The organism is Actinocorallia aurea (assembly GCF_054783995.1).
The window spans coordinates 45,207-65,526 of record NZ_BAAGPQ010000029.1; the positions used below are offsets into that span (position 1 = coordinate 45,207).

23 protein-coding genes are annotated in these 20,320 nt (G+C 71.9%); 12 read left to right on the forward strand and 11 right to left on the reverse strand.

Features of this window, described 5'->3' with window-relative positions; genetic code table 11:
* The first annotated feature begins 2 nt into the window (after positions 1-2).
* Both ACYVOM_RS32860 and ACYVOM_RS32865 read left to right on the forward strand, forming a co-directional pair.
* A complete protein-coding gene (locus tag ACYVOM_RS32860; RefSeq protein WP_460307458.1) occupies positions 3-968 on the forward strand; it encodes a fumarylacetoacetate hydrolase family protein in 966 nt (321 codons plus the stop codon).
* A 40-nt stretch (positions 969-1,008) separates the two neighbouring features.
* Entirely contained in the window at positions 1,009-2,106 is a 1,098-nt protein-coding gene (locus ACYVOM_RS32865) for an FAD-dependent monooxygenase (protein ID WP_460307459.1), read from the forward strand.
* Positions 2,107-2,174: 68 nt separating this feature from the next.
* On the opposite strand, the gene ACYVOM_RS32870 is transcribed toward ACYVOM_RS32865, so the two are convergent.
* Positions 2,175-2,534 carry an aldo/keto reductase gene (locus tag ACYVOM_RS32870; protein ID WP_460307460.1) on the reverse strand — a complete coding sequence of 120 codons (360 nt, stop codon included), beginning with the start codon at positions 2,532-2,534 and terminating at the stop codon, positions 2,175-2,177.
* 138 nt (positions 2,535-2,672) lie between these two features.
* On the opposite strand from ACYVOM_RS32870, the gene leuA reads away from it, so the two are divergent.
* Complete coding sequence (gene leuA, locus ACYVOM_RS32875; protein WP_460307461.1) at positions 2,673-4,463, forward strand: 2-isopropylmalate synthase; 1,791 nt, start codon at positions 2,673-2,675, stop codon at positions 4,461-4,463.
* A 36-nt stretch (positions 4,464-4,499) separates the two neighbouring features.
* On the opposite strand, the gene ACYVOM_RS32880 is transcribed toward leuA, so the two are convergent.
* Positions 4,500-4,637: a hypothetical protein gene (locus tag ACYVOM_RS32880; RefSeq protein ID WP_460307462.1), complete on the reverse strand. Its 138-nt coding sequence runs from the start codon at positions 4,635-4,637 to the stop codon at positions 4,500-4,502.
* 217 nt (positions 4,638-4,854) lie between these two features.
* On the opposite strand from ACYVOM_RS32880, the gene ACYVOM_RS32885 reads away from it, so the two are divergent.
* The 3 genes from ACYVOM_RS32885 to ACYVOM_RS32895 all read left to right on the forward strand — a co-directional run bounded on the left by ACYVOM_RS32885 (position 4,855) and on the right by ACYVOM_RS32895 (position 7,177).
* Positions 4,855-5,418, forward strand: a complete 564-nt coding sequence (locus ACYVOM_RS32885) for a Chromate resistance protein ChrB (protein WP_460307463.1) — start codon at positions 4,855-4,857, stop codon at positions 5,416-5,418.
* Positions 5,415-6,599, forward strand: coding sequence for an MFS transporter (locus tag ACYVOM_RS32890; protein WP_460307464.1), 1,185 nt, complete (start codon positions 5,415-5,417; stop codon positions 6,597-6,599). The genes ACYVOM_RS32885 and ACYVOM_RS32890 overlap by 4 nt, the downstream gene beginning before the upstream one ends.
* Before the next feature lie 182 nt (positions 6,600-6,781).
* Complete coding sequence (locus tag ACYVOM_RS32895; RefSeq protein ID WP_460307465.1) at positions 6,782-7,177, forward strand: DUF6069 family protein; 396 nt, start codon at positions 6,782-6,784, stop codon at positions 7,175-7,177.
* Between the two features lie 387 nt (positions 7,178-7,564).
* Here ACYVOM_RS32895 and ACYVOM_RS32900 read toward each other — a convergent pair whose 3' ends face one another.
* Complete coding sequence (locus ACYVOM_RS32900) at positions 7,565-8,788, reverse strand: serine hydrolase domain-containing protein (protein ID WP_460307466.1); 1,224 nt, start codon at positions 8,786-8,788, stop codon at positions 7,565-7,567.
* Between the two features lie 144 nt (positions 8,789-8,932).
* Here ACYVOM_RS32900 and ACYVOM_RS32905 point away from each other — a divergent pair, with 144 nt between their 5' ends.
* Positions 8,933-9,688: an SDR family NAD(P)-dependent oxidoreductase gene (locus tag ACYVOM_RS32905; RefSeq protein ID WP_460307467.1), complete on the forward strand. Its 756-nt coding sequence runs from the start codon at positions 8,933-8,935 to the stop codon at positions 9,686-9,688.
* 99 nt (positions 9,689-9,787) lie between these two features.
* Here the strand turns inward: ACYVOM_RS32905 and ACYVOM_RS32910 are convergent, their stop codons facing one another.
* From ACYVOM_RS32910 to ACYVOM_RS32920, 3 genes are all read right to left on the reverse strand, one after another.
* Positions 9,788-11,170, reverse strand: coding sequence for a PepSY-associated TM helix domain-containing protein (locus ACYVOM_RS32910; RefSeq protein ID WP_460307567.1), 1,383 nt, complete (start codon positions 11,168-11,170; stop codon positions 9,788-9,790).
* 106 nt (positions 11,171-11,276) lie between these two features.
* A complete protein-coding gene (locus ACYVOM_RS32915) occupies positions 11,277-11,831 on the reverse strand; it encodes a hypothetical protein (protein ID WP_460307468.1) in 555 nt (184 codons plus the stop codon).
* Positions 11,832-11,900: 69 nt separating this feature from the next.
* On the reverse strand, positions 11,901-12,461 hold the full coding sequence (locus tag ACYVOM_RS32920; RefSeq protein ID WP_460307469.1) for a TetR/AcrR family transcriptional regulator: 561 nt from the start codon (positions 12,459-12,461) through the stop codon (positions 11,901-11,903).
* Positions 12,462-12,541: 80 nt separating this feature from the next.
* Between ACYVOM_RS32920 and ACYVOM_RS32925 the strand changes: the two genes are divergently transcribed.
* On the forward strand, positions 12,542-13,435 hold the full coding sequence (locus ACYVOM_RS32925; protein ID WP_460307470.1) for a DUF4437 domain-containing protein: 894 nt from the start codon (positions 12,542-12,544) through the stop codon (positions 13,433-13,435).
* A 157-nt stretch (positions 13,436-13,592) separates the two neighbouring features.
* Positions 13,593-14,171 carry a DUF6668 family protein gene (locus ACYVOM_RS32930; RefSeq protein ID WP_460307471.1) on the forward strand — a complete coding sequence of 193 codons (579 nt, stop codon included), beginning with the start codon at positions 13,593-13,595 and terminating at the stop codon, positions 14,169-14,171.
* A gap of 18 nt (positions 14,172-14,189) precedes the next feature.
* Here the strand turns inward: ACYVOM_RS32930 and ACYVOM_RS32935 are convergent, their stop codons facing one another.
* Complete coding sequence (locus tag ACYVOM_RS32935; RefSeq protein ID WP_460307472.1) at positions 14,190-14,870, reverse strand: hypothetical protein; 681 nt, start codon at positions 14,868-14,870, stop codon at positions 14,190-14,192.
* The gene (locus ACYVOM_RS32940; protein WP_460307473.1) at positions 14,837-15,091 is read right to left on the reverse strand and encodes a hypothetical protein; all 255 of its coding nucleotides are present in this window, start codon (positions 15,089-15,091) and stop codon (positions 14,837-14,839) included. The genes ACYVOM_RS32935 and ACYVOM_RS32940 overlap by 34 nt, the downstream gene beginning before the upstream one ends.
* A 161-nt stretch (positions 15,092-15,252) precedes the next feature.
* On the opposite strand from ACYVOM_RS32940, the gene ACYVOM_RS32945 reads away from it, so the two are divergent.
* Complete coding sequence (locus tag ACYVOM_RS32945) at positions 15,253-15,807, forward strand: hemerythrin domain-containing protein (RefSeq protein WP_460307474.1); 555 nt, start codon at positions 15,253-15,255, stop codon at positions 15,805-15,807.
* Between the two features lie 147 nt (positions 15,808-15,954).
* Positions 15,955-16,419 (forward strand): hypothetical protein, encoded by a 465-nt coding sequence (locus tag ACYVOM_RS32950; protein WP_460307475.1) that lies wholly within the window; start codon positions 15,955-15,957, stop codon positions 16,417-16,419.
* 155 nt (positions 16,420-16,574) lie between these two features.
* Here the strand turns inward: ACYVOM_RS32950 and ACYVOM_RS32955 are convergent, their stop codons facing one another.
* Together ACYVOM_RS32955 and ACYVOM_RS32960 are read right to left on the reverse strand one after the other, a co-directional pair.
* Complete coding sequence (locus tag ACYVOM_RS32955; RefSeq protein WP_460307476.1) at positions 16,575-17,285, reverse strand: DNA alkylation repair protein; 711 nt, start codon at positions 17,283-17,285, stop codon at positions 16,575-16,577.
* 61 nt (positions 17,286-17,346) lie between these two features.
* A complete protein-coding gene (locus tag ACYVOM_RS32960) occupies positions 17,347-17,994 on the reverse strand; it encodes a hypothetical protein (protein ID WP_460307477.1) in 648 nt (215 codons plus the stop codon).
* A gap of 230 nt (positions 17,995-18,224) precedes the next feature.
* On the opposite strand from ACYVOM_RS32960, the gene ACYVOM_RS32965 reads away from it, so the two are divergent.
* The gene (locus ACYVOM_RS32965) at positions 18,225-18,368 is read left to right on the forward strand and encodes a hypothetical protein (protein WP_460307478.1); all 144 of its coding nucleotides are present in this window, start codon (positions 18,225-18,227) and stop codon (positions 18,366-18,368) included.
* 234 nt (positions 18,369-18,602) lie between these two features.
* Here the strand turns inward: ACYVOM_RS32965 and ACYVOM_RS32970 are convergent, their stop codons facing one another.
* Positions 18,603-20,177 carry an acyl-CoA carboxylase subunit beta gene (locus tag ACYVOM_RS32970; protein WP_460307479.1) on the reverse strand — a complete coding sequence of 525 codons (1,575 nt, stop codon included), beginning with the start codon at positions 20,175-20,177 and terminating at the stop codon, positions 18,603-18,605.
* Between the last annotated feature and the right edge of the window lie 143 nt (positions 20,178-20,320).

A 20,320-nucleotide genomic window follows, 5' to 3' on the forward strand; every position in this document is an offset into this window, starting at 1 on the left:
GGGTGAGCAACGTCCCCGCCGACGCTCCGCGTTTCGCGCTCGGCACCTTCGCCGACGGCTCCGGCACCGAGTTCGCCGGCCTCGTGACGGGAGACCGGGTGCGGCGCCTGGGCCCACCGGACGCCCCCGCGACGGTCCGCGGCCTCCTGGCGGACTGGCAGGCGGCCCTGCCGAAGCTGGTCGAACTCGCCGCGGCCCCCCACGGCCCGGACACCCTGGCGCCGGCGGACCTGCGCGTCCTGCCGCCGGTCACGCCGCACCACATCATCCAGGCGGGCGCGAACTACCGCGCGCACCTGCTGGAGATGGCGACGGCGCAGGCCAAGGCCGCGGGCGAGGACGACGCCGGGGCGCGGGCCGCCGCCGACGCGCAGCTCAAGGCGTTCAGCGAGGGGAGGCCCTTCCTGTTCATCGGCCTGCCCTCGGCCATGACCGGCGCCTACGACGACATCGTCCTGCCCGAAGGCGCCACCCAGCCCGACTGGGAGGCCGAACTCGCCGTCGTCATCGGCCGCCCCGCCCGGCACGTGCCGCCCGAGCGGGCACTGGAGCACGTCGCCGGCTACACGGTGTGCAACGACATCAGCGCGCGGGACTGGCAGTTCCCGCCCGAGCACCGCGCCCTGGGCGGCGACTGGCTGCGCGCCAAGAACCAGCCGACGTTCCTGCCCACCGGACCGTTCATCGTGCCGTCGCTCTTCGTTCCCGACCCGTCCCGCCTGCGCCTCACCCTGCGGCTCAACGGGCAGGTCATGCAGGACGAGACCGCCGACGACATGATCTTCGACGTCGCGCGGCTGGTCTCCGAGGCCTCGGCCTCCGTGCGCCTGCTCCCGGGCGATCTCGTCCTGACCGGCAGCCCCAAGGGCAACGGCGGCCACTGGAGGCGGTTCCTGCGCGCCGGCGACGTCGTCGAAGCCGCCGTCGAGGGCATCGGAGCCCAGCACAACCGCTGCGTCCCCGCCTGACGCCGCGCCCCCACTCGAAACCACCCCACATCGAGGCATCATGAGAGTTCTCATCGTCGGCGGAGGCATCGCCGGCACCGGTCTGGCGATCCTGCTGGCCCGCGCGGGCGTGCGGGTCGACCTCGCCGAACGCAACCCCACCTGGACCGCCCTCGGCTCCGGCATCACCCTCCAGGGCAACGCGCTGCGCGTGCTGCGCGAACTCGGTGTCTGGGACCGGGTGCGCGCCGAAGGCTTCGCCTTCGACTCCATCGGCATCCGCACGCCCGGCGGCGACCTGCTGTTCGAAAGCCGGGACATCAGGTCAGGCGGCCCCGACCTGCCCGCCTCCCTCGGCATGTACCGGCCCGCCCTGTGCGCCATCCTGGTCGACGCCGCCCAGCGGGCCGGCGCCAGGCTCATGCTCGGCCGCACCGTCACGTCCGTCGACCCCGTGACGTTCGACGACGGCACGGGCGGCGCGTACGACCTCGTCGTCGGCGCCGACGGCATCCGCTCCACCGTCCGCGGCATGATCGGCATCGACGCCGAGCCGCGGCCCGTGGGCATGGGCGCCTGGCGGGCCCACGTGCCGCGCCCCGCGCAGATCGAGCGGACCGAACTCATGTACGGCGGCCCCTGCTACATCGCCGGATACTGCCCCACCGGCGAGAACTCCATCTACGCCTACCTCGTCGACAAGGCCTCCGACAACCTCGGCGTCCCGCGCGCACGCCTGGCGGAGATGATGCGGGAGCTGGCCCAGCCCTATGGCGGCGCCTGGAAGGAGATCACCCCGACCATCACCGGCAGCGCGCCGATCAACTACACCCACTTCGAGTCGCTCCTGGTCGACCGGCCCTGGCACCGCGGCAACGTGGTCCTGATCGGCGACGCGATCCACGCCTGCCCGCCCACCCTCGCCCAGGGCGCCGCCCAGGGCCTGGAGGACGCCCAGGTCCTCGCCGAACTCCTCCTGGCCCGCGGAGGCGTCGACGACGCCCTGTTCGAGGAGCTCTTCGACCGCCGCATCGACCGCGTCCGCACCGTCGTCGACACCTCCCTGCAGATCGCGACGTGGCAGATGGCCCCGGCCCCCGACGCCGACATCCCGGGCGCCATGGCCCGCATCGCCACCACCATGACCACCACCCCCTGACCTCCTTCGCCCACCCTGGCGCCCGAACCGAGGCGGGTGGACCCTCCCTCTCGACGCCCCGTCTTCGTTCAGGCCTCGGGGATGGGGCGGCCGTAGGCCTCCAGGCTGACTTCCTCGGGTTCGGGGCCGTGGCGGACGCCGGTGTCGAGGGACTCGAGTTCGTCGTCGGTGAGGGTGAAGTCGAAGACGGCGAAGTTCTCCGCGATCCGTTCCGGACGGACGGATGTGGGGATGGCCGAGCGGCCTTCCTGGAGGTGCCAGCGGAGCATCACCTGGGCGGCGGTGAGCCGTCCGCCGGATCCGATGTCCTGAAGAGCTGTGTCGCGCCCGGTGGGCTCGCGTCCGTGCCGATGCTCGCGCTCCTGCGCCTCGGCTCGCGGGCGCGAACTCGCCTGAGGGCCCGGAATGTGATTGAGTATGGCCGCCATGCGCTTCTTCGCTCTTCTCCTTCTTCGCCGCTGCGGGGCCTGACGACGACCGGCCCCTCGCAGCGGGGAGTCGGCATGCGCCGGTCGGTCCGGCCTGAGGTCGGATAACCCGAAGCGAAGAAGAAGAGAGCGTTTCCCATGACCGACCACTCGGCCGTGTTCCCGACCGTCCGCACCCCCTCCGGCGCCGTCCCCGCCGACGCGCCGGCCTGGAACCCGCAGCGGCACAGCGCGATGCCGTCCCACCGTTACCGGCCCGCCCACGACCGGGTCCGGGTGCCGCTGGCCGACGCCGACCGCGCCTGGCCGTCGAAGCTGATCACCCGGGCTCCGCTGTGGGTGCCGGTGGACCTGCGGGACGGCAACCAGGCGCTGCCCGAGCCGATGGACACCCCGCGCAAGCGCCGGATGTTCGACCTGCTGTGCGCGATGGGCTTCAAGGAGATCGAGGTCGCCTACCCGTCGGCCAGCCAGACCGACTTCGACTTCGTGCGCCACCTGGCGACCGACGGCGCGGTGCCCGACGACGTCACCGTCGTCGTCTTCACGCCCGCCCGCAAGGAGCTCATCGACCGCACCGTCGAGTCGGTGGCCGGGCTGCCCAGGGTCCTGCTGCACATGTACACCGCGACCGCGCCGGTCTGGCGCGACGTCGTGCTGGGCCGCGAGCGGACCGAGCTGAAGGAGATGATCCTCGACGCCGCCGCGCACCTGAAGCGGCGCGCCGACGAGCGGCTGGCCGGCGCGGACGTCAGGTTCCAGTTCTCGCCGGAGGTCTTCAACCTGACCGAGCCCGACTTCGTGCTGGACGTCTGCGACGCCGTCACCGAACTGTGGGAGGCGACCCCGGCGCGTCCGGTGGTGCTGAACCTGCCCGCGACGGTCGAGATCTCGACGCCGAACGTGTACGCCGACCAGATCGAGCACATGCACCGGAACCTGGCCAGGCGCGACGGCGTGATCCTCTCGGTGCACCCGCACAACGACCGCGGCACCGGCGTGGCCTGCGCGGAGCTGGCGGTGCTGGCCGGGGCGCAGCGCGTCGAGGGCTGCCTGTTCGGCAACGGCGAGCGCACCGGCAACGTCGACCTGGTGCCGCTCGCGCTGAACCTGCACACCCAGGGCGTCGACCCGATGATCGACTTCTCCGACATCGACGCGGTCCGCGAGGTCGTCGAGGAGTGCATCCGCATCCCGGTCCACCCGCGCCACCCCTACGCCGGGGCGCTCGTGCACACCGCGTTCTCCGGGACGCACCAGGACGCCATCGCCAAGGGGCTCACCCGGCACGCGAAGGACGCCGAAGCGCACGGCCTGCCGTTCGCCGACGCGCCCTGGGCGGTGCCCTACCTGCCGATCGACCCCGCCGACCTCGGCCGCACCTATGAGGAGGTCATCCGCGTCAACTCCCAGTCGGGCAAGGGCGGCATGGCCCATCTGCTGCAGACCGGGCACGGCATGGACCTGCCGCTGGGGATGCGCCCCGACTTCTACCGGATCGTCCAGGCGGTCACCGACGAGACCGGCGCGGAGCAGACCACCGAGGACCTGTGGAAGCTGTTCCACGCCACCTACCTGGCGCCGGCGTTCGACGGCGGCCACGTCCTGACGGACTGGACGGCCCGCCAGCGCGGCGCCGACCACGAACTCACCGCGACGGTCGTCGCGGACGGCGTCCGCACGCCCGTCCACGGCACCGGCAACGGCCCGATCGCCGCGCTCGTCGCCGCGCTGGCCGGCATCGGCGTCTCCGTCGACGTGCTGTCCTACGCCGAGCACGCGACGCAGGCGGGCACGGACGCCGACGCCGCAGCCTATGTCCTGTGCCGGGTGGACGGCCGAGAGGTCTGGGGCGCGGGCCGTGACACGTCGATCCTCACCGCGGGCGTCCAGGCCGTCATGGCCGCCGTGAACCGCGCCGGAGCCTGACGGCGCCCGGGACGGGGCCACGCGGCCCCGTCCCGCTCAGGTCCGCCGGGCCTCGGAGTTGCGGTGTGGGCCGGTGGGGAGAGCGAAGGGGATCGGGCAGCGGTCGGCCTCGGCGCACAGTGCGGCGAACTCGCCCAGCCGCGCCCGCACTCCCGCGGCCGGCAGCGCGCACACGATCGGCGCCTGCACCGGCCCGCCCGTCTGACCTGCCGGGCCGCACCCGCGCCCAGGTCCGCACATGACCGACCCCCGTCTCCTCCGGAACCGCTCGCTCGGCGGCCTCCCTCCCGAAGGTAGGCCCGTACCCGGGTACAGGATGCGACCCGGGGGAGCGGCAGTCGCCGCTCGCTCGATCACCATGGGGAATGTAACGGCTGCTACATTCTCCGGTGTGTCGAATCCTGAAACGGCAGGGCAGTGGGTCGTCCTCGTCCTCAAGATCCCCGCTGAACCGTCCCGTCACCGGGTCGCCGTCTGGCGTGAGCTGCGCAGGATCGGCGCGCTCTCGCTCGGGCAGGGCGTCTGGGCCGTCCCCGACGTCCCCGTCTTCGCCGACGGCATCGCCCGCGCGCTCACCCTCACCGGGAACGCCGGCGGACAGGCCCTCACCCTCAGCGCCTCGGGCCGCGCCCCCGAGGACGCCGCCCGTTTCCGGGCGCTGTTCACCGCCGCCCGCTCCGCCGACTGGACCGAGTTCCTCGCCGACTGCGGCAAGTTCGAAGCGGAGATCGCCAAGGAGATCGGCAAGGCCAAGTTCACCCTCGCCGAACTCGAAGAGGAGGAGCAGTCGCTGGAGCGGCTGCGCCGCTGGCACCGGGACCTGACCGCCCGCGACGTCTTCGGCGCCCCCGAGGCCGGAGAGGCCGCCGCCCGGCTCAAGACCTGCGCCGCAGTCTGCGAGGACTACGCCGAGCGTGTCTTCGCCCTCCTGCACGAGACCCCGGAGGACCAGTGACCGCCCCCGCCCCGCCCGCATCCGCGCACAGGATGTGGCCCCTGTACGCGGCAGGGTTCACCACCGCGTTCGGCGCCCACGGCATCGCCGCCAACCTCGGCGGATTCTCCGACGACGCGGTCACCTCGCTGCTCGTCCTCGGCGGGCTGCTCGCCCTCTACGACGGCGCCGAAGTGATCCTCAAGCCCGTGTTCGGCACGCTGGCCGACCGGGTCGGCGCCAAGCCCGTCCTCGTCGGCGGGCTCGTCGCGTTCGCCGCCGCCTCCGCCCTCTACGTCGTCGCCGACAGCCCCGGCTGGCTGTGGGCCGCCCGGCTGGGCCAAGGCGCCGCCGCCTCAGCCTTCTCGCCGTCCGCCTCCGCGCTGGTCGCCCGCCTCAACCCGTCGGCCAAGCGCGGGCGCGCCTTCGGCGGCTACGGGTTCTACAAGTCGATCGGCTACACGCTGGGTCCCCTCCTCGGCGGGCTCTTGGTCTGGGCCGGCGGTCTGCGCCTGCTGTTCACCGTGCTCGCACTGCTCGGCGCCGCCGTCGCGCTCTGGGCCGCGATCGCCGTACCCGCCGTGCCGCCGCTGCCCAAGCTGCGCCAGACCGTCCTCGACCTGGCCCGCCGGCTGGCCGACCCCGTCTTCCTCGGCCCCACCGCGGCCCTCGCCGCCGCGACCGCCGCGCTCTCCGTCGGCGTCGGATTCCTGCCCGTCTCCGGCGCCGCCGCCGGACTGGGCACCATCGCCACCGGCGCCGCGGTCTCCGTGCTCGCGGCCACCGCCGCGTTCGTCCAGCCCTACGCCGGACGCGCCCTCGACGACGGGCGGCTCGCCACCCGCGACGGCCTCGCCGCGGGCCTCACCCTCACCGCAGCGGGTCTCGCCTGCGCCATGCTGCCCGGCCTCACCGGCGTCCTGCCGTCCGCAGCCCTCATCGGCGCCGGCACCGGCCTGATCACCCCGCTCGGCTTCGCCGCCCTCGCCACCAGCACTCCGGAGGAGCGCATGGGCCAGACGATGGGCGCGGCCGAACTCGGCCGCGAGCTCGGCGACGCCGGAGGCCCCCTCCTCGTCGCCGGCGTCGCCACCGTCGCGACCCTCACCTACGGCTACGCCGCCCTCGCCCTCCTCGTCGCCGCCGGAGCCGCCCTCGCCTTCGCACTACGCACCGCCACCGAGCGCGCCGCCGAAGCATGACGCCCCAGGGGAGTTCAAGCCCGGCGGATGCGTTCGACGAGCTGCGTCGCGTCCGCTCGTGATCTTTCGGTTCCGGGTTCCGGGGGGCGATGTTCTTCGCGTCGTGTCGATCTGAGGCGAGTCCGTTCGACCTAGGGGTGAGGGACCGGCAAGGGCCGGTCGACGTCCGCCGGAGGGGCATGATGACCGTTACCACCAGTGTTTCCGCGAAGCCGCTGATCGTCCGTGGAGTGCTCGCCGCGGTGGTCGCCGCGGCGGCGACCGCGTCCGTCGCCGCGGTGGGGGAGTTCGCCGGGATCAGCCGCGACGTCGGCGGCGAGCCGATCCCGGTGGCCGGGTTCGCCACGCTGACCGTCTTCTTCTCCCTCGTGGGCCTCGCACTCGCGCTGGGTCTGGCCCGCTGGGCCCGCCGCCCGCGCACGGCGTTCCTCAGGACCACGATCGTCCTCACCGCGCTGTCCCTGGTGCCGGACCTGCTCGCGGACGCGTCCCCGAGCACGAAGGCACTGCTCATGCTGACCCACCTGGTCGCCGCCGCGATCGTCATCCCGTCCCTCTCCCGCCGCCTCCACGACTGACCACCGCTCCGGGGCGCGCGCCTCGGGATCACCTGGGGCAAATCGCACCTTACTGCGTAAAGGTCGCGGGTCGGGTGGGCCCCCGGGCGGCCCTTGTGCGGGCGCCCGGGGGAGTGGTCAGCGGGGGGGAGCCTCCTTCTACGAGAGTGAGGTCGGGGTCGGCGGTCCACTCGCTGAGGGAGTTGCAGTAGACGGAGACGTTCTTGCGGCCGAGGGTGGTGAGGGCGAAGGCTTCGGTGGAGGCGGAGAAACCGCTGCCGCAGTAGGTGGGGGTGTCGGCGGACTCGAAGAGGCCGTCTTCACCGCGGTACGAGGCCGCGTCGAGGGAGGAGATGAGCGCCCTGCCCGCGGAGCCCCTGCGGCGCCGGCCACCCGGCTCGCGTCCGGTCAGGCTCCGGCGATCGCTCGGAGGACGTCGAAGGTGTCCTGTTCGTCTTGTTCCGTGCCGTGGTCGCTGAGCTTGACGATGACGGTGCCGGTGGAGGGGCTGAGGTAGGTGTACTGGCCGTAGATGCCGAGGGCGGAGTAGTCGGTGCCGTCGCCGCCGGAGGGGTGCCACCACTGGGCGGAGTAGCCCCAGTCGCCGATCTTGTGGGCGGAGGGGGTGGCGATGCGGGTGATCCACGCTTTCGGGATGATCTGCTCTCCGGCGGGGGATTGGCCGTCGTCGAGGACGAGCCGGCCGAGGCGGGCGAAGTCGCGGGCCGTGGCGTTGAGGCAGCAGTAGGCCTTCTCGGTGCCGTCGGGGTGGTCGAGGTTCCATGTCGCGGAGCTCTCGGCGCCGATCGGCGACCAGATCCGCTCGGCGAGGAGGTCGGCGACGGGCTCGCCGGTGACGCGGGTGAGGAGGAGGCCGAGGATCTGGGTGTCGGCGCTGCGGTAGTCGGATCTGCTGCCGGGGGCGAAGGCGAGGTCGCGGTGGTCGGCGACGAAGCCGGGCAGGTCGCGGGCGAGGTACATGCGGGCGGTGCCGGTGAAGGGCCAGTACCTGTGGTAGTTCTCCGAGATGCCGATGCCGGAGGCCATGTCGAGCAGGTGCGCGACGGTGATCGTGTCGTAGGCGCCGCCGGTCCTCAGTTCGGGGAGCAGGTCGGTGAGCCTGTCGTCCTCGGCGAGTTCGCCGCGTTCGATGGCCTGGCCGACGAGCAGGGAGACCACCGACTTGGCCATCGACCATGACGACATGCGGGTGTCGGCGCTGACGCCGTCGCGGTACCACTCGTGGGCGATCTTCCCGTCGCGCAGGACCACGAAGGCGTTCGTGTGGGTGGCGGCGAGGAACTCCTCGACGGTGACCTGCCCGCCCTTCCACGGGACCGTGCCGGGCAGCGGTGCGGGGGCCGACGCGAGCGGGACGGGCTGTGCGGCGGCCGAGATCGTCCGGGCGGGGAAGAGGTCGCCCCAGCGGGACGGCACCGCACTGTTGATCTTGTAGAGGGTGTGCGGCGGAGGCACGTCCATGATCGCGGTGGCGGCGAAGGCGCCGCCCGCCAGCAGGGCGAGCGTCACGGGCACGGCGATCAGGGCACGGCGGGCGGCCCGTCGGCCCCTCCCGGGTCGGCGGCGGTCGGCGGGGTCGGGCTGTGGGTCGGCGGCGGGGCGGGAATCCATGCGGGGGCTCCATGGGAACGGGGAAGGTCCGGCTGCCGTCGGCGGCGCGGGCCTCACAGCGGAGGCCCGCGCCGCCTGGGCCATACCAGGTATATCGATCATCGATTTCCCCTGCCCGGAGGAGGCGGCCTAGCCTCGGCGGCCATGGGAAGGCTTGACGCACGCACGATCGTGATCACCGGCGCGGCGCGCGGGCAGGGCGCGGCGGAGGCCGCCCTCGCCGCCGCGGAAGGCGCCGAGGTCGTCATCACCGATGTCCTGGACGACGAGGGCGCGGCGCTCGCCGCGGAACTCGACTGCGCCTACCGGCACCTGGACGTGACGGACTCGGCGGGATGGGCGGATCTCGCCGACTCCCTGCGCGCCGAGGGCAGGCCCGTGCACGGGCTCGTCAACAACGCGGGCGTCCCGATGCGCCCGCGCCTCGACGAGATCGGGCTGGACGACTGGAACCGCGCCTACGCGGTGAACACCACGGGCCCGATGCTCGGCATGCGGACCCTCGCGCCGCTCATGCCCGCCGGGGCGTCGATCGTCAACATCGGTTCGATCGCGGGGCTCAGCGCCCACCACGCCGTCGCCTACACGAGCAGCAAGTGGGCGCTGCGCGGGCTCACCAAGGTCGCCGCGCTGGAGTACGGGGAGCGCGGGATCCGCGTCAACATCGTGCATCCGGGCATCGTCGAGACGCCGCTGATGGCGAACGCCGATCCGCGCTTCGTCGCCTCCTCCACCGCCCAGACGCTCCTCGGCAGGCGCGGAGCGCCCGAGGAGATCGCCCCGCTCGTCGTCTTCCTCCTGACCGACGACGCCTCCTACATCACCGGGGCGGAGTTCACCGTGGACGGCGGCCACACCGCCCACAACGGCACCAAACCGATCTTCACCGCCATCTCCTGACCCTCGCCCCCGACCGAGGTCCGGCAGGCTCGGCTGCCCGCCCGTCCCGGCGGGGAAGGCTTCGGAGCCCGGCCGGGTGCCGGGCTCCGAAGCACGCGGTCAGGAGGCCGTCGTGCCGGTGCTCGCTCGGCGCTTCCTGAGCGCGCCGACTGCGGCGTCGATGAGGAGGAAGGCGCAGAGGGTGGAGCCGAAGAGCGGGATCAGCCAGGCCGCGAAGAGCGCGACCGCGGCCAGGGCCGCGAGCAGCCATCCGGGGGCGCTTCGCCAGGCGCCGCGCGGGATCGGGCGGCCGAAGCCGTGCCGTCCGCGCTTCCACCACAGGAGGTAGCCCCAGACGATGAGGACGATCAGGGCGAGTGCCAGGATCGCCAGCAGAATCTGGTTGACGAGCCCGAACAGCGACCCCATGTGGGCGGAGATGCCGATCGAGGTGAGTTTGGCCAGCGGCGGGTAGTCGGCGAACCGCAGGGTGTCGAGGACTTCGCCGGTGGCGGGGTCGAGGGCCTTGGAGTCCTGCTTCATCCGCCAGGAGTTGTCGATCTGCTTGACCACGACCGCCTCGTCGGCCGCCTTGGGGTAGACGACCTCGATCCGTCCGTCGAGGCCGGCCGAGGCGATGAGTTCGTCGAGGTCGGCGGTGCCGTGGTCGTGCGCGTGGGCATCCCCGTCGGTGGAGCCGTGGTGGCCCGCGGCGGTGCCGGAGAGGGTGGGGGTGACGCCGTTGAGCGTGGTCTGGAGGACGTCGACGCGCTTGCCGGCGTGCGCCGACCAGGTCAGGCCGGTGGCGGACAGGAACAGGAACCCGATGGCGGCCCAGAGGCCGACCGTCCCGTGCAGCGACAGAGTCCGCTTGCGGCCCTTGGCCTTCAGGTCGGGCAAAGCGAGGTCGCGGCGGCGTCCCCGCCTGCGGGAGATCCACAGGACCAGCCCGGCGAGGACGACGACCCACAGCCAGGACGCGGCCATCTCGCTGTAGTAGCGGCCCGGCTCGCCCAGGTGCAGGTGCCGGTGCAGCCGGGAGACCCACGCCCGCAGCGGCGTGGCCTCGGATCCGCCGTAGACGATGAGGTCGCCCTTGACCTCCCCCCGGTAGGGGTCGACGTACACGGCGAGCCGTTCGGACTCGCCGAGCCCCGCGGCGTCCATGAGGACACGGGTGGTGGCTCCGTCCTGGACCGAGGGCCGGACGGCGAGGACCTTCGCGTCGGGCTCGGCGGCCTGGGCGGCGTCGACCTGCTTCTGCACGGGCAGCCGCTCGGACGAGGCGGGGACGGAAACGGTGAGCTCGTCGGCGTAGACGATCTTCTCGGCCTGCCACGTCCCGGCGTACAGCAGTCCGGAGACCGCGGCGACGAGCAGGAAGGGCGCGACGAGCACGCCCGCGTAGAAGTGCAGGCGCAGTGCGAGCGCCCGGAGCCCGCCGACGACGGCGGAGCCGGCTGCCCGTTCAGCCTTGGGCTGGACGGGCGTGGGGGATTGCACGGACAAGAGACGTCTCCATGGCGTTCTCTTCATGGCGCGCGGGCACCGGGCCACACGGCCATGGACCTCCGGCATGGACGCCGAAGGCCTGACGAAAGGGGGAAGGTCAGAAGGAGAACGCCGCGGGCGGCCCGCGCCGGGAGACCTCGGTGACGACCGCCACCGGCACCAAAATCCGAACCGGCTCCGCCGACGGAACGGCCCGGAACGGCGTGACCGGCACCCACGGCCGCGCCACGCGCAGCACCCGTGCGGCGAGCCGCCGCACCAGCGAGCAGAAGAGTTCCTCACCCCGCCGCAGCCACGCCGCGGACAGCAGCGCCACGATCACGTGCGTGAGGAGCATCGAGGAATGGGTGTGGTCCATGACGACCAGGCCCGACCCGTCGAGCGCCTCCACCCGATGGACGGGCGCCATCTCACCGAACAGGGTGTGCAGCCCGTACTGCGCCGCGAACGTCACCGGCAGGATCACGCCGGCACCGCGCTCACGCCCGAGGAGCAGGAACGCCCCCGCCGTGAGCCCCAGAGCGGCGAGCGCGAACCCCACGGGTCCGATGAGACCCCCACCGCCGTACCAGTGCGCCCCCGCCGAGATCACCGTGCACACCGAACCGAACCCCGTCGCGCGCACCAGGCGCAGACTCCAGTCCGGCTTCACCCGCTCATTATGAGCCATTCCGACGGCCTGCGATCGTCCGTCCACAGGCGCAGCGCGACGGCCCGCGGCTCAGCGCGCCGCGCGCCCGGTGAGGAACTCCTCGACGATGCGGTGCGCCCTGGCGCGGTCGGGGAGGCGATCCAGGAGGAGGGCGTCGACCAGCAGGGGCGAGACGAGCGCGGTGACGACTTCTTCGGCCTCCGCCTCCGGCACGCCGGCCTCGGCGAGGGCGGCGTGGAAGGGGGCGAGGAGGTCGGTGACGTAGCGGCGGCGCAGGTCGGCGGCGGAGGCGTCCAGGGAGACGGCGCTGACGAGGGCTTGGAGCATGCCGCCGACGGGCTTGTCGCGCAGCCGGTCGCAGAGCCCCTCGACCTCGGCGTGCAGGTCGGTGCCGAGGTCTCCGGACGGCTCGCGCCGGTCGAGTGGGGCGACCGCGACGAGGGCTTCCAGCACCGAGTGCGGGGTGGGCCAGTGCCGGTAGACCGTCGAGCGGGACACGCCCGTCGCGGTGTGCAGCCGCTGCGGCGTCAGTGCGGCGGCGCCCTCGCTCAGCAGCAGGTCGAGTGCCGCGGTGAGGACGACGGCGGCGGTGTCGTGGGTGGGGCCCGTGGGGCGTCCGGGTCTTGTCACGCGTAAACGATACAACTTGTCCGGGAATCTGATTAGCGATACATTCCGTACCGAAAACCCCCGGACGTGAAGGAGGGCCCATGCGCCCGCACGTGGAACTCATCGACGAACGCGACCTGATCTGGCACATGGCCGAGTTCCAGCACGCCACCGGCACCGCCGAGCAGCGCAACCTCTCCTACGACGAGGAGGACGGCTCGGCCTCGTCGAAGGTCCGCTTCACCTCCGACTGGTCGAGGCCCGCGGGCGTCCACGCGGCCGACACCGAGTGGTACGTCCTGTCCGGCAGCGTCACGATCGGCGACACCGTGCTCGGCCCCGAGGGCTACTGGACCGCCCCGGCAGGCGTCCTCACCCCGCCCGTCTCCGCCACCGAGGGCACCGAGATCCTTCTCTTCCGCGAATACGGCGACTGGCACTTCGACGCCGCGACCGAGAACCGGCCCACGGTCCGCGAAGACCAGGTCCTCGTCGTCCGCGACACCGCCGCGATGCCGTGGATCGACGTCAAAGACGGCAGCCCCATGCGCTTCGACCTCGGCGGCACCCCCGTGCCCGGCCTCTACATCAAACTCCTGCACCGCGACGAGAAGACCGGTTTCTACACCCGCCTCATCAAGGCCAAGCCCGGCTGGCGCGAGGAGCCCCTGGCCCACCACCCGTGCAGCGAGGAGGCCTACTGCCTCGACGGCGGCTTCGACTACAACTACGGGAAGATGTGGCCCGGCACCTACTTCTGGCGGCCCGCCCTCATCCGCCACGGCGATTTCACCGCCGACGCCGAACTCGGCTGCACCTGGATCGTCCGCTCCGACGCCGACCTCGTCGACTGGTACACCGACAACGCCCGCGTCACCATGACCGGAGACCCCCAGAACTGGGGCGACGGCCACCCCCAGAGCGTCGGCCCCCGCTACATCGAACCCGTCCGCTCCCGCAGCATCGGCCCCTGGCAGGACCCCTCCTACCAGTGACGCCGAGCCCCGTGCCGGTCAGCGGCTGGCGGACGTTTCCGAGCAGGCGTCGCGAACAGGCTTGTTTCAGGTGGTTGTGTCCGCGATTCCCGTTACGCTGCTTGATTACTGCGCCTTGTTCGGCGCCAGCACCGAAGAAGTATGAGGCTTTCTGTCAATGCCGCCGCGTCACCGGAGATCCGAGAACCAGAACGTCGCGCCGTCGGCCGCCCACGAGTCGGGAGGGTTGCCGGTCGCCTGGTTGGACGAGGTTCCCACCGGCATATGGTTCGTGGGATGCCACGGTGGAGCCGGGACCACCACGCTGTCCCGGTCCGCCCACGAAGTCAGGGACGGGGGCAGATGCTGGCCGGTTCCCCAGGCCGGCGCGACCAAGGTCGTGTTGGTCGCGCACCCTGACGTCCAGGGCCTCCGACGGGCGGAGGCCGCTGTCCGGCAGCATGCCGAGGACCCGCGCCTGCGCGCCCGCGTCCACCTGCTCGGTCTCGTCCTCGTCTCCTGGGCGCCCGGGCGCCTGCCCAAGCATCTGGTTCACCTGCGGCAGTCCCTTCGGCGGGCCTTCCCCCGGATCTGGGATGTCGAGTACATCCCGGAGCTGCGTCTGGGCGAGAGCCTCGCCGACATGCGCCCGCCCAAGTCCCTGCAGACACTCCAGGACGACTTGGAGCGCCTGGAGGACGACCACTGGGCCGACGCACTGCGACAGGTCAACCAGGCGGACGGCCATCCGCGCTGAGATGACCGATTCCCGTGCTCAGCCGGAGTGGTCCTGCAGCCGGGGGACGGGGTGCGGGCCCTCGGTCTGGAGGCGGTAGTCGGTGCCGAGCAGGTCGCGGTGCTGCTCGATGACGACCTCGCTGGGCGGCTCCCGGCCGTCCATCAACCGCTGCTGCATCTGCTCGAACCGCTCGTGCGCCTCCATGACGAAGCCCGTGCCGAGCGTGGTGTAGTCGATCTGGGTGGCGAGCACCTCGCGTACGTAGGCCTTGTTCGGCTCGAACGTGACGGGAGCGGGCAGCTCGGCCGCCAGGATGCTCTCGGGGTCGCGCCCGTCATGGGCGCGCATCAGCTCGCAGGCCTCCTGGAGGTGCGCGAGCTCCATCTCCAGGTGCAGCTCCCAGAGGGCCTTGACGCGCGGGTCGGACTCGGTCTCCATGAACGAGTGGTACAGGTAGCACTCGTTGTACTCGTGGTTGACGAGGCGCTCCCACCACGTCTCGCCGGGGTCCACCAGGGACTCGTAGTGGGTGACGTGCTCCTCCTCGACCATCCCGATCTCCTGGTAGAGCTGCCGGGCGATCGGTTCCATGTACTGCGGGCCGACGTTCATGTAGTAGTTCATCGTCTGCTGCTCGGCGGCCATGATGGTGAGGGCGTGCAGTTTGGACAGGGGCGCGGCGGTCAGCTTGTCGTAGGGCTCGCGCACGTTGTCCACCGGGTCGCGGTGGTGGCGGACCGTGGGCCGTCCGGGCAGACCCGGTTCAGGTGGTGGCTGAACATCAGCGCCTCGACCTCGATGCCGTTCATCGCGATGATCCGGCAGCGCGTGTACGGGTCGGCGTTGTCCGGGTCGATCGGCGCGACGTCGAGTTCGCGCCAGTTCCGGAGCTGCTTGTCCCACGGCATGCCGCGGTGTTCGAGCGGGTTGAAGGCCATCGGAGGAACCCTTTCGCGCGACGGCGTCGTCGCGGGTGCCCTACCCGGAGAAAGCGACAAAACGGCCTAATCAAATCTTTACTTACCGAACGGGAGTTCTGTTCAGGCCCGGAGGGGCTGGGGTAGGGCCACGCGTGTCTCGTTCAGCGATGGAGGAACCCATGGCGACCGACGCCCACGATGCCGACGTGATCGACTTCCTGCTCGACCAGCACGGACAGATCCATGAACTGTTCGGTCACGTGCTCATGTGCCCTCCGGGCGAGCGGCAGGAGGGCTTCGACCGGCTCGTCAGGCTCCTGGCCGTCCACGAGACCGCCGAGGAGGAGATCGTGCATCCGCTGGCCAGGCGCGTCCTGTCCGGCGGGGAGGGCATCGTCGACGACAGGCTGGAGGAGGAGCGGCAGGCCAAGGAGATCCTGGCGAGCCTGGAGGCCATGGGCGTCGACGATCCGGCCTTCCTCGACACCCTCGACGCGCTGCGCCTGTCCGTCCTCACCCATGCCCGCGCCGAGGAGCGCTACGAGTTCCCGCGCCTGCGCGACTCCTTCTCCAAGACCCAGCACGTCGCCCTCCTCGCCGCCGTCAAGGCCGCCGAGTCCACTGCCCCGACCCACCCGCACCCGGGCACCGAATCCGCCACCAAGAACCTCGCCCTCGGCCCCATGGCCGCCATCGCCGACCGAGTCCGCGACGCCATCAAATCCATGAAATAGCCCGCCCCTGGCCCGAACGCCTCGCCCTGCGTCCGGGCGGTAGCTCGACCCGGTGGATCAAGGGCCTTTCACACCCCGTGCGGGCTTCTCGGCGCCGACGAGGGTGATGCGGGGTTGGCCGGGGACGCCGAGGTGAGGGTGAGGACGATGCGCCTCCTCCGCCTGCCCGCACTCTTCGGTCTCACCGCCCTCACCGTGATCGCCCTCGGCGTTCACGCACCCGCCGCGGGCGCGTCCTTCGGCGAGCCGGTCCGCTTCTCGCTCGAAGCGGCGAGCCGGCCGCGGGCGCAGCACCCCGAGCTGGAGCAGGTCAAGCAGCGTGCCAAGGCCAACGGGGTCTCCCTCGGCGCCCAGCTCCGGGCGGAGTTCGGCAGGCTCCCCATCGAGAAGGACGGCGTCTACAGCCCCATGACGGCCGGGCACTGCGTCCCGGTGGGGCAGGTCGGCAGCTGGTACATGATCTACCAGCTGCACGGTGGCGACGGCTCCTCGACGACGAACGTCTACTCCAAGCTCCGCCACGTCGGCGCCTACGGGGACTTCTCCCGCTTCGGTCCGGGCACCATGAGCGCGACACCTTCTACGAGGACTGGAGCACCAAGCGGTACGTGACGAGCGTGATGCCGCTCTCCGAGCTCTATACGGGTCGCGCCCTTTGCAAGTTCGGCACGGTGACGGGCCGCGGCTGCACGGCGATCCGCAAGCACCGAGTGCCCTCAACGGGTGGACCGTCCGCGTCCACTGAACCGAGCCCTCACCCGCAGGCCTCACCGGGTCCTGACGAAACGGGAGCGGTCGGCCGGGTTCAGCCGCTCCGTCGCGTGGCGGACGGTGACGCGCGGCAGGCCGGCGGCGTGCCGGTCGAGGAAGTCCACGAGCGTGTCGGGGGCGCGGCGGCCGATGTCGCGCAGCATCCAGCCGAGCGCCTTGTGGACGAGCGGCTCGGGGTCGCGCCGCAGGGCGAGGACCAGGCGGAACGTCGGCTCGAAGCGGCCGGCGCGGATCAGGGCGAGGGTGGCCACCACGGCGATCCTTCGGTCCCAGACCGAGGCCGAGGCGGCGAGCCGGTCGAGGACGGCGGCGCCCGACGCCTCGGCCCCGGACTCCAGCAGCCACGGGCCCAGGATGACCGGCGCGGACCCGTCCACCAGGTCCCAGTCGTTCACCCCGGCGGTGCGCGCCAGGTAGAAGTCCACCAGCGCCGCGCGCGCCTCGCCGCGGGCCGTGCGGACCCGCTCGGCAAGGACCAGCAGCCCGGCGAAGCGCTCCTCGTGGACGGGGCTGCGCAGCAGCGCGTCGACGTCGTCGAGGCTCAGGTCGCGGTAGCCGCGGGCGAGCCTGCGCAGCACCGGGACGCGGACACCGAGCAGCACGTCGCCGTTCGCCCCGGTGAGCACCCTCACCTGCTGCTCGCGCACCCTGGGCTCGGCCTGGGCGCGCAGCTCCGCGCGCAGGCGCGGAACGGCAGAGTCCGTCATAACGGACGACGTTAGCGCACCCGCGCGCCGAGCCGACAGGACGTGCCGGGGCCGCGGTCGGTCAGTCGCCGCCTCTGAGCCAGGCCCGGGGGAGGCCGTCGGCGTCGAGGTCGGCGGACTTCAGTGCGTCGGCGACGTCGGGGTCGCCGGGCGGGCCCGCGGCGATGACGCCCTGCGGCGCGTAGCCGTTGCGCTTGGAGCGCACCGAGCGGTGGCCGCCGTCGTTGGGGTGCACGAGGTCGGCGAGGGTGAGCGTCGGCTCGACCAGGAGGACATGGTCGCCGCGGGCGGTGCGCTGGTCGATCATCGGGCTGATCACCGCGTTGTAGGCGCTGATGCGCGCCTGGATCGCGGGGTCGGCCGACGGGGCGATCACGCGCCGACGACCGACGGCGTGCGTCACCGGGCCGTCCCCGGCATGCACACCACTGCGTGGCTGAGGGCTCCAACTGGCGGCGAGGACCGTTCCGGGGCGTTCGTCGAGGGGGCCGTCGAGTTCCAGCACGGGCAGGTTCGTCCAGGCGTCGAAGGGGTCAGCGCTGAGCAGTTCCAGCAGCGCCTCGTTCATCCGGGAGCGGAGTCCGGGCATCTCCGGTGGCGGCAGGATCCGTTCGGTTTCGGGGGTGAGCACCGTGACGACGAGCACGTCGGCCTGCGGCGACGCCAGGCTCCGTACCGAAAACTCCAGCAGGGCCCGGTGATCCTCCAAGGAGGGCGGGAACCCGAACCGTGCGGCCCCCGGGGCGAGAGGTGTGCTCTTTCGGCGGGGGCTCCGGCTGGTCGGTGGGGAATCAGTGGGTCGGCTGGGTGCAGAGCGCGGTGGTGACGCCGAAGTCGGCTATCCAGGTGCGGACCTCGTGGGAGGAGCCGGACATGTCGTCGCGGCCTGCCCGGACTACGCGTTCTTCGCACTCGGGCGCGCTGTTCGGGGGTGGGCGGGTGGCCTTCGATGAGGGCGTCGGCGACGCGTGGGGGAGCGCCTTCGAGGACGGGGACGTGCGGGTCGTGGGAGAGGCCGCCGGAGGCTGGGAAGAGGACGCGGCGGTCGAGTTCGGCGGCGGCCTCACCGAGGGCGGTGCGTAGGTGTGATGCCCACGAGCGTTGTTGACACGGGTTCGGGGTGGTTGATCCATGGCGAAGACCTCCGGTGTGGTGGAGGTGTCTAGGCTCTTCACCGCACGCGGAGGTCTTCGTGCCTCACCGTCATGCCCGGCTGACCGGGCGGCTGGGGTGTCTGGAGAGCGCCGGGGTCGAGCACGACGGTAGGGGAGGTCGCGTTCGGGGACGGACCCGTAGGTGATGTGTAGGTTTCTCTAATCAGACGGGCATGTTGCCGTGTTTGCGGGGGAGGGTGTGCACGCGCTTGTTCTGGAGGGCGACGAAGGCTTCGGCGACCGCCCTGCGGGTCTCGTGGGGGAGGATCACCTCGTCGACGTAGCCGCGTTCGGCGGAGACGTAGGGGTTGCACAGGTCGCGGGTGTACTCGGCCATGAGGCGGCTGCGCTCGGCCGCCGGGTCCTCGGCGGCCTTGACCCTCCGGTGGTGCAGGACGGTGACGGCGCTCTCGGCGCCCATGACGGCGATCTCGGCCGTCGGCCAGGCGAAGTTGATGTCGGTGCCGATGTGCTTGGAGCCCATGACGCCGTAGCCGCCGCCGTAGGCCTTGCGGGTGACGACGGTGACCATCGGGACGGTCGCCTCGCAGTAGGCGTAGATCAGCTTGGCGCCGCGGCGGATGATGCCGCCGCGTTCCTGTTCGAGGCTCGGGAGGAAGCCCGGCACGTCCACGAGGTTGAGGATCGGGATGTTGAACGCGTCGCAGGTGCGGATGAAGCGGGCGGCCTTCTCGCTGGCGTCGATGTCGAGGGCGCCGGCAAGGTGCATGGGCTGGTTGGCCACCACGCCCACGCTGCGGCCGTCGATCCGGCCGAAGCCGCAGATGATGTTCGGCGCGTAGAGGGGCTGGACCTCGAGCAGCTCGCCCTCGTCCAGGACGGTGTGGACGACCTTGAGCATGTCGTAGGGCTGGTTGCGGCTGTCGGGGATCAGCGTGTCGAGGGCCAGGTCCTTCTCGCTGATCTCGGCCGGCTCGGTGGCCGCGTAGACGGGCGGGTCGTCCATGTTGTTCGACGGCAGGTGGCCCAGGAGCAGGCGCACGTACTCGAAGGCGGACTTCTCGTCTGGAGCCGCGTGGTGGGCGACGCCGGAGACCGTGCTGTGGTTGTGCGCGCCGCCGAGCTCCTCGCGGTCGACGTCGTGGCCGGTGACCGTCTTGAGCACCTCGGGACCGGTGACGAACATGTGCGAGGTGCCGTCGACCATCACGATGAAGTCGGTGACCGCCGGGGCGTACACGGCGCCGCCCGCGCACGGGCCGGCCATGAGGGAGATCTGCGGGATCACCCCGGACGCCCGGACGTGCCGCTTGACGAGTTCCGCGTAGTAGGCGAGGGAGACCACGCCCTCCTGGATGCGTGCGCCGCCGGAGTCGTTGATGCTGATGATCGGGCATCCCGTGCGCAGCGCCAGGTCCATGACCTTGACGACCTTCTCGCCGTACACCTCGCCGAGGGCACCGCCGAAGACGGTGAAGTCCTGGGCGAACACGCAGACCCGCCGGCCGTCGATGGTGCCGTACCCGGTGATCACGCCGTCGCCCAGCGGGCGGTCCTCGGTCAGGCCGAGGGCGGGGCTGCGGTGGCGGGCCAGCGCGTCGAGCTCGTGGAAGGACCCGGGATCGAGCAGGCCGTCGATCCGCTCGCGCGCGGTCAGCTTCCCCTTCTGGTGCTGGCGCTCGACCGCGCGAGGGTCCTGCGGCTCCGCGAGAAGGGCTCTACGCCGCCGCAACTCCTCAAGCTTCTCCGCCGTAGCTCCTGCGAAGTCCCCAGACATTCCGTCTCCCGCCGTCAGCCGACCCGCTGGATCTTAGTCCCGATAGGTACGCACATGTCCATACTCCGACGATTCCCTCCTGGCGCGCAGGCCGCGACTCCCCCGCGGAGCGGGCGGTTTCCGCGCTGAGGCGGCTGTGCCTG

What these genes read in the sequence shown, in the direction of transcription:
- ACYVOM_RS32900 (WP_460307466.1), bottom strand. Translation starts at nt 8,788, where the DNA reads ATGGATTCCCGCCCCGCCGCCGACCCACAGCCCGACCCCGCCGACCGC.
- ACYVOM_RS32950 (WP_460307475.1), top strand. Translation starts at nt 15,955, where the DNA reads ATGCGCCTCCTCCGCCTGCCCGCACTCTTCGGTCTCACCGCCCTCACC.
- ACYVOM_RS32865 (WP_460307459.1), top strand. Translation starts at nt 1,009, where the DNA reads ATGAGAGTTCTCATCGTCGGCGGAGGCATCGCCGGCACCGGTCTGGCG.
- ACYVOM_RS32970 (WP_460307479.1), bottom strand. Translation starts at nt 20,177, where the DNA reads ATGTCTGGGGACTTCGCAGGAGCTACGGCGGAGAAGCTTGAGGAGTTG.
- leuA (WP_460307461.1), top strand. Translation starts at nt 2,673, where the DNA reads ATGACCGACCACTCGGCCGTGTTCCCGACCGTCCGCACCCCCTCCGGC.
- ACYVOM_RS32955 (WP_460307476.1), bottom strand. Translation starts at nt 17,285, where the DNA reads ATGACGGACTCTGCCGTTCCGCGCCTGCGCGCGGAGCTGCGCGCCCAG.
- ACYVOM_RS32905 (WP_460307467.1), top strand. Translation starts at nt 8,933, where the DNA reads ATGGGAAGGCTTGACGCACGCACGATCGTGATCACCGGCGCGGCGCGC.
- ACYVOM_RS32930 (WP_460307471.1), top strand. Translation starts at nt 13,593, where the DNA reads ATGCCGCCGCGTCACCGGAGATCCGAGAACCAGAACGTCGCGCCGTCG.
- ACYVOM_RS32945 (WP_460307474.1), top strand. Translation starts at nt 15,253, where the DNA reads ATGGCGACCGACGCCCACGATGCCGACGTGATCGACTTCCTGCTCGAC.
- ACYVOM_RS32940 (WP_460307473.1), bottom strand. Translation starts at nt 15,091, where the DNA reads ATGGCCTTCAACCCGCTCGAACACCGCGGCATGCCGTGGGACAAGCAG.
- ACYVOM_RS32925 (WP_460307470.1), top strand. Translation starts at nt 12,542, where the DNA reads ATGCGCCCGCACGTGGAACTCATCGACGAACGCGACCTGATCTGGCAC.
- ACYVOM_RS32870 (WP_460307460.1), bottom strand. Translation starts at nt 2,534, where the DNA reads ATGGCGGCCATACTCAATCACATTCCGGGCCCTCAGGCGAGTTCGCGC.
- ACYVOM_RS32895 (WP_460307465.1), top strand. Translation starts at nt 6,782, where the DNA reads ATGACCGTTACCACCAGTGTTTCCGCGAAGCCGCTGATCGTCCGTGGA.